The organism is Plebeiibacterium sediminum, from assembly GCF_026013605.1.
GTDB classification, from domain to species: domain Bacteria; phylum Bacteroidota; class Bacteroidia; order Bacteroidales; family Marinilabiliaceae; genus Saccharicrinis; species Saccharicrinis sediminus.
On record NZ_JAPDPJ010000049.1, the window covers coordinates 22,635 to 36,114 of the forward strand.

Below are 13,480 nucleotides of genomic sequence, written 5' to 3' on the forward strand. Positions count from 1 at the left end.
TATTAATATTTAATAACCATCATTTTGAGTTAACAAAGGATTGATTTCTATTTGTCCATTTGGAATTGGGAATAAAAGTCGGTGTGCATCAAACTGATAGGAATCAGCGGAAGGATAAACTCCTTCAGGATAATAGTAAGCCTGAGGATTAGCCAATACTTTAGCGCACTGTGCTTGCATTACCTGAGTAGCTCTTCCTGTTCTTACAAGATCTAACCAACGTTTGTTTTCAAAGGCTAATTCAAATTGTCTTTCTAACATAATCGCATCCCTTAACTCAGCTTGATCTGCAATGGCAAGTTCTGATAATCCGGTTCTGGAATGTGCATGCACTGCATTTAAATAAGCTAATGCTTCTCCTGCTCTACCTCCTTGTTCATTAACGGCCTCAGCTAGCATTAAAAGAACTTCTGCATATCTGTATACCGGCCAGTCTTCATCACAATGCGGAAATATTTCACATCCATGAGAAAACTTCTTCACATAAGGTTGATTTTCATAGATTTCTCCTGTAAAAAATGCAATTGAAGCTTCAAATCGTAAGTCATTTACATCAAATAAATCAACCAGATCAGGTGTTGGTGCATTCCATCCTGCATATTGATTGTTTCCACTATTTTCGGGATAACCTGCAAGAACACCGGGACTGCTTAATGAAGGTAAAAAGTTCACACCAAAATAACTGGATGTTCCCTTGGTATCATCTGCTGCATACTGAACCTCAAAGATCATTTCATTATTATTCTTGTTTGAAGGATTGAAAATTGAGGCATAATCATCCATTAAAGAATAACCGGTTACATTTAATAAGACATCCTCCGCATTAGCCCACTCTTCCAAAACCAGGTAAACATTTCCTAATAAAGTATAAGCTGCACCGTTTGCTACATAACCCGTTGCTTGCTCTCCAACAGAAGGCAATAATCTTGCAGCTTCAGTAGCATCTTTAATTATTTGCTCATAAACTGCACTGGCACTTGTTCTTCCTACAATGGTTTCATCATAGGTAGTTGGTGCTTCAATTACCAAGGGTACATCTCCAAAATACTGCACCAGGTCAAAATAAGCAAATGCTCTCAAAAACAAGGCTTGTCCCTTGTAATTATTTCGGGCACTTTCACTAATATCAGCCTCTTCAACGCGAGCTAAAATCTGATTTGCTCTACCAATGATGATATAGTTATTGGAGTATTTTGTAGAAACTCCTCCTCCATTAGAGTCATCAATAAATTGATCAATATACTCTCGATCAGCATACCCCCGGTTGTTCATGTTATACATAAAACAAGTGTGATCTGAGCGCATTTCTCCCATAGCCCATGCGCCATAATCAGCTACTCCATTTCCGTATAAGGTTCGTAAGGGAACGTACATTCCTACATTAGCCAATTCAAAATCGGACTCTGTTTGATAAAAACTTTCAGCTGATACTTTGGTCTCATCGAGGTTTGTTAAATATTCATCATTACATGATGAAAAACAAAGTGAACCAACTAATAATGATGTTAATATATATTGCTTCATATGTCTAAAATTTGCTTTTAATTGCCATAAGGAACGCGCCATGAAAATAATTATCCTTTTAGGTGTAAATATCTTCTCATGGCTCGTTTCATGTATATAAATTTTATAACTACGAGAACTTGATAGTTCTTTATTCTTAATTTCGAGAATCTTTTACAAAGTCACGTTTAGTCCAACAGTAAAAGTTCTTGGCACAGGGTAAGTGGTATAATCCACACCAGAATCAATTCCTCCTGCAGAAGAAACTTCAGGATTATTATCAGGGTAATCAGTAAATACATAGGCCTGCTGGATACTTCCGTAAATTCTTAGGTTTTTCACAACTTTACTACGGATAGGTAATTTATACCCTAACGTAATATTTTTAATCGTAAAGTAACTTCCATCGTATACAAATTTAGAACTCATCCAATCACGTTCCTGCCCTGTTGTTCCGGCAATTACTTTACCATATCGTCCATCACCAGGATTTTCTGGTGATCTCCAACGTCGGTCAACAGCTTTATAAGCATTAAAAGCTCCATCTAAGTTTGTTGTAAAACGTTCCTGATAATTAATAATATCATGACCAAAAGCACCAGAACATACAATCGACAAATCAAAATTCTTATATGAAAAGCTATTGGTGAAACCTAAAGTAAAATCCGGAGCGGCCTGACCAATTACAGTTTGATCTCTGTTATCATTAGTTACTTTACCATCACCGTCAATATCCGCATATTTAACAGTTCCGACTTGTGCTCCATCATGATGAGGAGAATTATCAAAGTCTTCCTGATTCATATATACACCTTCCCATTTCAATCCGTATAATTGACCGATTGGTTGACCAACTTCTGTAATGGATGCACCACCATAAATTGCCGCATTAGCAGTACCAAGTGCAACAGCTTTATTACGAGCAAATGCTATATTAAAATTGGTAGTCCAATTAAATTTACCAACCATATTCTTGGTTGTTAAAGCAAATTCATGTCCCCAAAACTCAAACTCCCCAATGTTTGTTATATAATTATAAAAACCGGACGAGATAGGAATAGATACAGAATACAATAAATCTTCTGTATTACGTTTGTAATAATCGTAACTTAAATAAATTCTGTCGTTATACAAACCAATATCAGCACCTAAATCAATTTCAGTAGTAGTTTCCCACCCTAGTTCTGTGTTATTTAAACCTTCCATACTTTTACCGTTGGTATAAATACCATTTACCGGATTGTTGGTTTCTGTCATATTTGCATATTGTGTATAGTTACCAATATTATTATTACCGGTAACACCATAACTGGCACGTAGCTTTAAGAAAGATACTTTTTCAAACTTCTTCATAAAGTTTTCTTCTGTAACTACCCAACCCACTGAAGCTGAAGGGAAAGTACCCCAACGATTATCTGAACCAAAACGGGATGAACCATCTCTACGAAAAGCTGCAGAAACAATATATTTACCATTATAATCGTAGTTAAGACGACCTAATACTGACATTAATGACCACTCTTCAATATCAGTAGATCCAGTAATTGTTGTTGCTGCATTAAATGTTTTCACATCGTTATTTGCATATCCTCTGGCTGTAAACGATCCGCTTTCTCCATAAGCACTTTGAGCTGAGGTACCAAATAAAACTTCGAAATTATGCCCTCCTGATAAAGTCTTTTGATACGTAGCTGTATTTTCCCATAACCATGAATATCCGAAATTACTTCCATGAGTAGCATAAATTCTGTTAGCATCAGATTCTGTTGGAGGATCAAAAATACCACCTGCTGTTGATGGATGCCAGTAATCAGATGTACTATTGGCTAAATCGATACCACCGGATGTTTTAAATGTTAAGCCCTCAATAGGTTCATACTCGAAAAAGGCAGTAGACATTAAGCCAATATTCTTCCCTTTGTTTTCAACTTCTTTTACCTGGCGGTACCAGTTTGGTCCTGCAGAAGCACCATAAGGATTATATCCCCAGTTACCGGCATCAATTGGAAGTGTACCATCTTCATTTTTATATGGCGCTAAAGGTGACTTTAATAATGCACCTTGCACCACACTTGGTGTTTCATACCAGGTTCCATCACTTTGAGGAGATTTATTGGTTGTAATTGTGTTAGCCACATTAACACCTATTGTCATTTTATCATTGAATTTATATTCTGAATTTACCCTCAATGAATAGCGTTTATAATCAGAATTTAAAAGTACCCCTTGTTGGTTAAAGAAACCTCCAACTACTGAGGATTTAAACTTATCTTTACTTGCACTGTAGGATACCGAATAATTTTCAATAACAGCATTACGGGTAACAACATCAAACCAATCCGTTCCTTTTCCATATTGTTCCGGATTCTGGAATGCTTCAGGTACAGCCCAACCATTTTCTTCTGCAATTTCCTTTTTAAACCTTGCAAACTCAGTGGCATTCATCATATCCGGTTTGGTTTCTTCAGGAATAACCTGAACACCACGGTACATATTTACTGAAAGTTGTGACTGACCCGCTTTTGCTTGTTTAGTGGTTATCATTACCACACCATTGGCAGCACGAGAACCATACAACGCTGTTGAAGAAGCATCTTTTAAAACTGAAATACTTTCAATTTCATCAGGGTTAATATTGGCAATATCCCCTGTAATAGGAAAACCATCCACCACATATAAAGGATCATTACCTGCATTAATAGAAGCCTGACCACGAACACGAATAGACATACCCTGTCCTGGAGTTCCTGTTGTTTGATTAATCTGAACACCAGCTAATTTACCTTGTACTTTTTGAGTTAACTGAGCAGTAGGTATATCATCCAGTTCTTCAGTCTCCAGACTTTGTACCGCACCAGTTACATTTCTTTTAGATAGTTTACCATATCCAACCGCAATCACTTCATCCAATCCTATAGTTTCCTGACTTAATGAAACATTGATCACACTTTTACCTGAAATAATAATTTCCTGTGATTTCATTCCTATAAACGAAAATACCAAAGTTGCACCTTGAGGAACATCTGAGATTGTATATTTACCATCTATATCGGTTATCGTTCCAATTGTTGATCCTTTTAAAACTACAGATACTCCTGGTATTACTTCTCCTTTATCATCAGAAACAACACCAGTAATTGTCATTAATTGCTGGTTCATTTCTTTACTATTCTTAATATTATTGGACACTCTTGTTTTTTGTGTATCCGATGATTCTGCAAATGTATTTGCAACTCCAAGAATTAAAAGCAAAACAACAACTCGCATCATTCTGAAGATTTTTTTTAGGGCATATGAATCCCATACCCATAATAAATGGATTTTTTTCATAAATTTGTAATGTTTAATGTGAACGAATAAAAAACTCTTTTTCAGGGAATTGTTGCCGCATTTCCCTGTTTTTTTTCCTAAGGATATCGTTGAGGTTTCATTGTTAATTTTTTCATAGATTTTTCATTTCTATATAATTAACATTAAGCTGCCAGCTAATTACTCAATATTAATTACATGTTGGATTTAACACTGATTTATTTACTTCTCAAAAACCACTCTTAATAAGTGGTTACATTTATTAGTAAGTTTTAACATATAACACACACAGTTGAAACTCACATTTTTTTTTATTTTTTTTAAAAATCTGTCCCAAATAAAAAAAGATTATCCTCCTTTAGTAGATTAAACATTATCCTCAGCCAATGAACAAATGAAGTTGGGTCTGTGTGTTCCACCTTTTAAATGAAATATTTTAGATAGTAATGAAATAAAATTGAAAAGTTCGTATTGTTATTGCATAAAAAAAGCCACTGTCAAACGTTCTGACAGGGGCTTTTTTATTGATTTATTGTTCTTTAATATAGAGATACAATATACCATTGGTCTTCAATGCTAAATCATTTCAAAATGAATAATACCTATTGTATATCAAGAACTATACATTTTAATAAAACAAGGAATCAAAAAAATCAATAGTGATTTTTTAACATATAAAATATTGTCTATTTATAATATAGTCCCAACAAGGTTATTTGCCATCTTATAAATTCTAAATGGATTCTCTGTAATCACTTGGTGATATTTCAAAATGATCTTTAAAACACTTGGTAAAATAAGATGGTGTTGAAAATCCTACTTTATAAGCAATCTCAGCAATAGTGCTATCTGTATTTTTAAGTAATGTCAGTGATTGCTTCAATTTAGTTTGAGTCACAAATTCACTTACCGATAAACCGGTTATCTTTTTGATCTTTCTGTATAAATGAACCCTTGACAGACCTACAAGATGACTTAATTCTTCAACATTAACTTTAGAATCTAATTTATTGTCTATGATTACATTGCTTATTTTAGAAAGGAAATTTTTATCCATCCTACTCATTCCTTTCTCTTCTTTAGCCAACTTTATGGGTTCCTGGTATTTCTCCCTCATCTTAGCCTCAGCTTGCAACAATTTTTTAACTCTTACTTGCAGATGTTCTTTATTAAAAGGTTTGGCAATATAACTATCTGCTCCTTCTTCCAACCCCTCAAGTAAATGCTCCAGTGAGGACTTTGCTGTTAACAAAATCATTGGAATATGACAATATCTGAGATCGCTCTTAACCTTTCTGGTTAGTTCTAATCCATCCATTACAGGCATCATTACATCCGAAATGATGATATCAGGACCTTCTGTTTCCACCAGTTTTAATCCTTCTTTTCCATTTTTTGCCTCCATTATGGAATACATTGTTGACGAAAAACATGATTTGATATATTTCCGGATATCAGGTTCATCTTCCACAATAAGCAGTAATGGTTTTTCCCCCTCTGTATTACTTGTTTCTTTTGTTATATCTTCTATTAGCTTGTCGCTCTGCTCAAATTCAGTAAAATCTACCATTACAGGATGCTCTTTCATTTTAGCATCTGACAGTATCTCATCCTGAGCAAAATGTTTCTTACCTAAAGGAAGTAAAATCTTAAAACTGGTTCCCTCTCCTAATTTACTTTCTACTGTAATTTTTCCCTTATGCAATAAAACCAGTTCTTTTGTCAAGGACAAACCAATTCCTGTTCCTTTATAGGAAACAGTGGAATCTGCCTGATAAAAACGATCAAATATTTTTTCAACTTCATGCTGAGGTATTCCTTCACCATTATCTTTAACCTCTATTTTTGCATAGTCTTCAGTATCATCTGCACTCAAGCGGTCTAAAATGATTTGAATGCTTCCTCCTTTAGCTGTATACTTAAATGCATTTGACATTAAATTAAACATCACTTTATCCATTTTATCCCAATCAAACCAAAGAGATAACTTAGCACTATTGTTGACAACCTCAACATCAATTTGTTTTTCTGTAGATAAACTGAGAAATGCTTTTTTTATGCTATGCATAAACTCATCCAGATTATAATGGCCAACCTTTAATTTCATTTTGGTTGTCTCAATTTTTCTGAAATCCATTATTTGATCTACTAATCGCAGTAAACGTAGAGAGTTACTATAGATAGTCTTTAATTCTTGATTTAAGACTTCATCCGTTTTATGTGTCTTTATAATGTTTTCGAGAGGTCCAACGATTAAGGTTAATGGAGTTCTGAACTCATGCGAAATATTGGTATAAAATTGCATTCTGGCCTGGGTTGCCTCCTTAAGCTGATCTGACATCCTGGTGAGTTCATTATTTTGTTTCGATATGGCTTCCTTTTGTTCTTCAAGACTTTGGTTTGCATTTTTTTTATTCTTGTAAGCTTTAAAAAGCAGAAAAATTAGAACAACCACTAATGCAAAAGAAAATAAGGTGATAAAAAGTAATAATTGCTGCTTTTTATATCTTCCTCCAAGCAGATCCAGCATTCCTTTAGATCGGGCAATATCATTTTGCAGGTTTTCAATATTATTATACTGCAAACGGGTTATCTTAACATTGCGCTCGTCAATTAAAGTGGTTGGTAACAGGTTATTTTTTTTGAATGGACTATCAGATAATATTTTAGATGCAAGGATGATAGCCTCTTTTCCTCCTGTAGGATAAATCAACGTAGCATCAATTACATGGTTTTCAACTAATTCAACTCCACCTCCAACACTAGGAGAACCATCAACACCAATAATTTTAATATTTCGATTTGAAAACTCACGGGTAATAACCTCACTGGCTGCAGCAGCTAAAAAATCAGCATGGGCAAATATGGCATCCACATTAGGATTAGCCTTTAAACAGGATGATAAACTATCCAATACTACCTGATTACTCCAATTTGAATAAATTCTATCAACAATAGATATTCCTGTATTTTGAATTAAAGCATCTTCAAAGCCTTGCATTCTTTCTTTTGCAGGGGAAGAACTTAAGGCTCCTAATATTTCAATAACATCACCATGTTTATTCAAAATATCTGCAATATACATACCGGCTGTATAACCAATTAAAAAATTATTTCCTCCAACATAGGCAGTATATTTATCCGATTCAATCTTTCTATCAATTAAAACAACAGGTATTCCTTTTTTATATAAATCTTCTACAACTAGCTTTACTGCTTCAATTTCTATGGGAGCAATAATTAATAAATCAATTCCTTCTGTTACCAGTTCATTTATTTGCTGAATTTGGAGCGAAGTATTATCACCTGCATACTTGATGGTTAACTCTAAATCAGGATGAAACATCAACTCCTGTTGCATCTCCTTCTCCATTTGTTGTCGCCAATCACCACTTGAACATTGAGAAAAAGCAATTCTATGTATTTTTTGAGCAAATGATGTGAATGAAAACAATACCACTATTATAACAAGGATTAACTTTTTCCCCATAGAAAGCTATTTATAGAATTTGTTATAAAGATAACTAAATGCAGCAAGAAAAGTGCTTACAGCATTGGATATAAAGAGTACATCAGTTTTTTAAGCATATCTTCTTTTTCCGTGTTCCCGAATACTTTCTGCTTTCTCCATTCCACTCTTGCTCAAGCCTCAAAGGCTTTTACTTTCTTCCTGCTGCCGAAGAAAGTAAACAAAGAAGACCACCGCTTGCATATAAAAGCTAAAATTAAGTGCTCTCCGCTAAAAAAAAAGAACTCACCCAATTAAGAACCTTGTGGAATTTGTTACTCAAATCCCTACAAGTTCTAAATTGTGCTCAAACAGCTTTTCTTTTTTAAAGCTCCTTTTACTTATTTTCTTAACGCTTTAACATGCTAGGCGGTACTAAAGACCCAATACAACTTTTCTTAAGTGAAGATTTCTAATGGTTTTCATTAACCAACTTGTTCCCTTTTCCCTTCTGCCTTTTCCATTTATTTTGGCTCACCAGCTGATGCTGGGGTTCCCAGTCGTAAGAGGGTATCTTTTTCAACTATAAACAATGTTTTTAAAAAAAAGCTTTACATCTATTATTATATCTGCATCATGTAAATCAACTCTCCTCCTTTTTTCAAGGAGGAGTACGGTGAGGCACGAACCGGGAGGTGGTTGTAGACCTATTTGAAAAATCACTAATACCACTGTAAATGTAAATAAGTATTAAAACCACCTCTCTGCTCCTTGTTCCCTGATTACTTTCTCCTATCAAAACACCTCAATGCCATATGCACTCAGCCCTATTTCTCTACGCTCTCTGCTCTCCGCCACATCCAACCCCTACTCCACATTAAAAAACATTGCTGATTCCAGCTCTACAGATCCTAAACTTGAAAAAAGTGACAATTCACTAAATGGTGATTCGGGAAAAACAATATTTGTCATGGCTAATTTTCCTTCATCAACAAATACCTCTACAGAAGAAGCATCAATGATAATTTTCATTTTGATTTCCTCTCCAATAGAATATTGTGCCACATCCTCACTTAAATAATTTGAATCTGTAAACTGTGTATTAATTTTTGTTCTATCTATAAACACTTGTTTTGACAACATATTATAGCCAATTTTCAACTCCTCATCTGCATCATTTTTTAATAACAAACCAAAAGCTGTTGTATGACCATTTAATGATCCTTTCTGAGGTTTAAAAACAAAATTTAATTCGCAAGAACTCAAATCCAAGTCAATATTATTGATATCCGACTTTCCTGAAAACAGCATTTTATTTATCTGCATTTTCAATACCTTGGAGTCTTCAAACTCCTTAACAGGGAAAGTTGTAAGTTTATATTGATCATCTTCTTTCACAAGTTGTATTTCTCGTGGTAAAGTCATCGCACTTCTCCACTTTTCAGTTGGAACAGTTTGTGCATAAATCCAATTACTCATCCATCCTATAAACAACTTGCGACCATCTTCTTTTGGAATATCAGACCATGTTACACCTGCATAATTATCTTTTCCGTAATCCAGCCAATCGCTCTCATTCTTTTCTGGAGTAAAAGTTTTGCCATCAAAATCGCCAACAAAATATTGTGTTGCCGAACCTCCATTAGGTCCTCCTGGATTTATACTCACCAACATGATCCATTTCTTGTCTTTAGTGCCCTTAACCTGAATAGGAAACAAATCCGGACATTCCCAAACACCTCCATGAGCACCTATTCCTTTTCCAAAATCACTTTCAAAAGACCATGATTTCAGATCTTTAGACGAATATATTTTTGCTATATCTCCGGCAGCTAATATCATTATCCATTTTTCAGATTCCTCATGCCAGATTACTTTGGGATCACGAAAATCTTTTATACCCGGATTAGGTAAAACAGGATTGTTTTTATACTTGGTCCATGTTCTTCCTTTATCTAAACTATACGCAAGCGCCTGATATTGATAATTATTTCTACCGGCTCTTTCTCCATCCATATTATGATAGGTATAGATAGCTACCATTGGCGGATTATCTTTTGATCCAAATCCTGTTGTATTTTGCCAGTCAATCACTGCACTTCCTGAAAAAATATACCCCAATGAATCAGGATATAAAGCTATTGGAAGATGATCCCAATGAACTAAATCATTGCTTACCGCATGTCCCCAATGCATCGGACCCCAAACCGTACTATCAGGATAATACTGGTAAAACAAATGATATTCTCCATCATAATAAACCATTCCGTTGGGATCATTCATCCAATTTGCCTCAGGAGTAAAATGAAATTGTGGTCGAAACTTCTCAGTTTCTATAACCTCCTTGGAAGTTTCAGTATTCTTACAACTCATATGTAAAAAAACAATTAGAAAAGCTGCAATTACACAGGCTATTTTATTTTTCATTATCATTTTCTCTTAAATTTTTCTTTTAATTAAAACACGATCTGTTTAACCTGAATTCGACATAAAAACTAAATCGAATTCAGGTTATAAAACAGACTTCAAGGGACCTGTATTAATAAACTAAAACTTCATTAACAGTAAGACTATGGAATTAATTAGTGTATCATTATTTTCTTAACGATATCACTATTTTCAGTTTCAACTTTAATAATATATAATCCGCTACATAGGGATTGAGAACAATCCATTGTTAGTTCACTTCCTACACTCTGAACAGTCTTAACTATCTTTAAGTTACCCTGGATATCATAAATACTCACATTAACCGTTCCTTGATCCAAATCTTTTATCATCAGCAGATTGGAACTACTTACAAAGACTTCAACTTGATTTGTTTTAACATCTGGTGCAATTGTTGGGTTACAACTGATACATTCACATGATTCCCAGCTAATGGTGGGTAACACTATATCTTCTGTAACTTCATACCAATGCACGTTTGTTTGATTGCCATCCCAAGGATTTGTAAAACAAGATCCTTCTCCTGTTACTTCAGCTCCGGTAGCTTCATCACGAAATTCACAGTTCCATCCAACTACTCCTCCCGTAACTTCAAAACGGTAATCGATCCAGCCTTCTTTTTGAACCGTAGTTGACCATATATTTGTTCCAGGTTCATTTGTTAACGTTAGTGCACCATTCCATCCATTAATACCTCCTCCAATTACTACTGCATCATAATCCGAACCTGTATAAGATGTCATATCTATTGAAATGGTAACATTATAAGGTTGTGCATTAACAACAAGACTTACTACAATGAATACAAGGGTAAATATTAGATTTTTCATTTTTTTACTTTTTAAAAATTAAACATAGATATTGATGTTAGCTAGCTAATTTGTTTTGAAGAACTTATAATACAATTCAAGGATTGAAAATGAACACAAAGGCACTGAGACTCTGAGCTTTTTTAATGAAATTCATAAAATCCGCAAAGATTTACCTCTGTGAACTCTTTGTAATTTCATAATAATAGTGTTTGATTACTTCTCTTTTTCTAATTAGTGCAATTTATAAGTGTTATATATACTACTCTCTGTGCCTTTGAGTCTGTGTTATTCATTTTTTCAACTATTGATTTGCATTTATCATTAATCTCCTATTTTGTAAACAGAGAGATTTGAAACGTCAATTGTTCCGTTGTCTACAAAAATGGTCCATGGATTCTTATCCATTTTGTAAATACGGTTGGTAAAGGCTACGTTATCATTCACATAAACCACACAAATTGATTTTTCAATGACAATCTTTATATCGAAAACCTTATCATCCGGAACAATAAGGGGAGTAAAATTTAATTCTGTCGTATATGAACCTGTTGAGTAATTAGTCTCTTTATTCATAAACAGACTCGGCATTGACCACTTGTTTGAAGAAGTCAAATCAAAAGCAACAGAATACACTTCAGACATATCATCACATGCACCAAAAGAAAATCCAAAACCTGTAGATTGTGATGCATCAATGGTTAATTCAATCTTTACAGGAACGGTATTTCTATTAAATAATGCATATGATCTCTCATTCTGATAATTGAGAACATAGGAACCCTCATCACCTGTTACATCTCCCTGAGACTTTAACATTGAATATGGAGCCGGCGTGTTAAATTTATGATCCACTGCTTCGGGTATCATAGGATATAACTTTCCACTGGGTTGTTGAACCAGTTTATGGGTAATTAAACTCCCAGCCCAATCCAATTCGTTATTCCCATTTACCTCCTGACCTGTTGAACACCATCCTGAGATATAACGATCAGTACCATTTGAAGCCGTTTTTCCGGCATAGAAATACAATCCATCTATAGTTTCATGGTGACCGCTTGCATCTTCACAACGTACCCAAGGACCATCAGGACTATCGGATACTCTGTAAAATGTTTTTCTGTGTTCATCCCTGTTAATGCGTGAAAACACCAAATACCATTTATCACCCATTTTAAAAATATCCGGGCATTCCAGAATTTCAGCATCCGAATTGAAATCTGTTAAAGGAGATATTAAATCCCAGTTTTCAAGGTCTGATGATGAATATCGAACCAATACTCCTTTCCCATCCTTAATGGAAGTGACTAACATTACATAGGCCGATCTGGTTGGATCGTAATACACACATGGATCACGGAAATTATTTTTATCATATCCATCAGGGGCTTCAAATGTAAATGAAGGAACTTTTGTAAATGTCTTCATATCATTTGAAGTAGCCAGCATTACTTTCTCAGCAGGATATAAACTTCCATTGTGTCCGGTATAAAAACCGTAAAGCCTTCCCGCTGCATTTTTTATAAAGCTCCCGGTTCCCAAATACGCTTCCTGCGAATCGGCTGTTTCTGTAGGTATTGCCTCTGTAAAACCTGTAAAAGTGCTATAATCACTTGTTGTTGTACAATAAATTGGGTGTTCTGTAGGCGAACCATTTCTCCAATCTTGTAAATAAAACAAATAATACTTATTATCATCCGAATTATAATAAGGCATCGGATCTCCAACATACCCGCTTTGAGGTTTGTAAAAGGTTGAATAACCACTACTTTCAACAACTGACCTGCAAGTTGTTGTTGTGTCTACAACTATCGGAACCTCCTCTGGATCATCTTTCTCATCCTTAGAACAACTGGTGTTTAAGAATAGCATGAATTGCATTAATAATAGTGGTAGAATCTTCATATTCGCTATAATTTTGTTTGATTAGCGAACGGGAATATCCCGTCCGCTTATTTCAATT

At 34.6% G+C, this 13,480-nt stretch carries 6 protein-coding genes; all 6 read right to left on the bottom strand.

Annotated elements, in window-relative coordinates; genetic code table 11:
• Positions 1 to 9 precede the first annotated feature (9 nt).
• The 6 genes from OM075_RS17580 to OM075_RS17605 all read right to left on the bottom strand — a co-directional run bounded on the left by OM075_RS17580 (position 10) and on the right by OM075_RS17605 (position 13,422).
• Positions 10 to 1,524: a RagB/SusD family nutrient uptake outer membrane protein gene (locus OM075_RS17580; protein ID WP_301191847.1), complete on the bottom strand. Its 1,515-nt coding sequence runs from the start codon at positions 1,522 to 1,524 to the stop codon at positions 10 to 12.
• 153 nt (positions 1,525 to 1,677) lie between these two features.
• Complete coding sequence (locus OM075_RS17585) at positions 1,678 to 4,833, bottom strand: SusC/RagA family TonB-linked outer membrane protein (protein WP_301191848.1); 3,156 nt, start codon at positions 4,831 to 4,833, stop codon at positions 1,678 to 1,680.
• A gap of 712 nt (positions 4,834 to 5,545) precedes the next feature.
• Positions 5,546 to 8,302, bottom strand: a complete 2,757-nt coding sequence (locus OM075_RS17590) for a substrate-binding domain-containing protein (protein WP_301191849.1) — start codon at positions 8,300 to 8,302, stop codon at positions 5,546 to 5,548.
• Between the two features lie 825 nt (positions 8,303 to 9,127).
• The gene (locus OM075_RS17595) at positions 9,128 to 10,687 is read right to left on the bottom strand and encodes a glycoside hydrolase family 32 protein (protein ID WP_301191850.1); all 1,560 of its coding nucleotides are present in this window, start codon (positions 10,685 to 10,687) and stop codon (positions 9,128 to 9,130) included.
• 155 nt (positions 10,688 to 10,842) lie between these two features.
• Positions 10,843 to 11,538 carry a T9SS type A sorting domain-containing protein gene (locus tag OM075_RS17600; protein WP_301191851.1) on the bottom strand — a complete coding sequence of 232 codons (696 nt, stop codon included), beginning with the start codon at positions 11,536 to 11,538 and terminating at the stop codon, positions 10,843 to 10,845.
• A gap of 303 nt (positions 11,539 to 11,841) precedes the next feature.
• On the bottom strand, positions 11,842 to 13,422 hold the full coding sequence (locus tag OM075_RS17605) for a glycoside hydrolase family 32 protein (RefSeq protein ID WP_301191852.1): 1,581 nt from the start codon (positions 13,420 to 13,422) through the stop codon (positions 11,842 to 11,844).
• Positions 13,423 to 13,480: the final 58 nt, after the last annotated feature.

Bases quoted from the DNA above. Each gene is read 5' to 3' on its own strand.
- OM075_RS17580 (WP_301191847.1), bottom strand. From the start codon at position 1,524: ATGAAGCAATATATATTAACATCATTATTAGTTGGTTCACTTTGTTTT.
- OM075_RS17585 (WP_301191848.1), bottom strand. From the start codon at position 4,833: ATGAAAAAAATCCATTTATTATGGGTATGGGATTCATATGCCCTAAAA.
- OM075_RS17590 (WP_301191849.1), bottom strand. From the start codon at position 8,302: ATGGGGAAAAAGTTAATCCTTGTTATAATAGTGGTATTGTTTTCATTC.
- OM075_RS17595 (WP_301191850.1), bottom strand. From the start codon at position 10,687: ATGAAAAATAAAATAGCCTGTGTAATTGCAGCTTTTCTAATTGTTTTT.
- OM075_RS17600 (WP_301191851.1), bottom strand. From the start codon at position 11,538: ATGAAAAATCTAATATTTACCCTTGTATTCATTGTAGTAAGTCTTGTT.
- OM075_RS17605 (WP_301191852.1), bottom strand. From the start codon at position 13,422: ATGAAGATTCTACCACTATTATTAATGCAATTCATGCTATTCTTAAAC.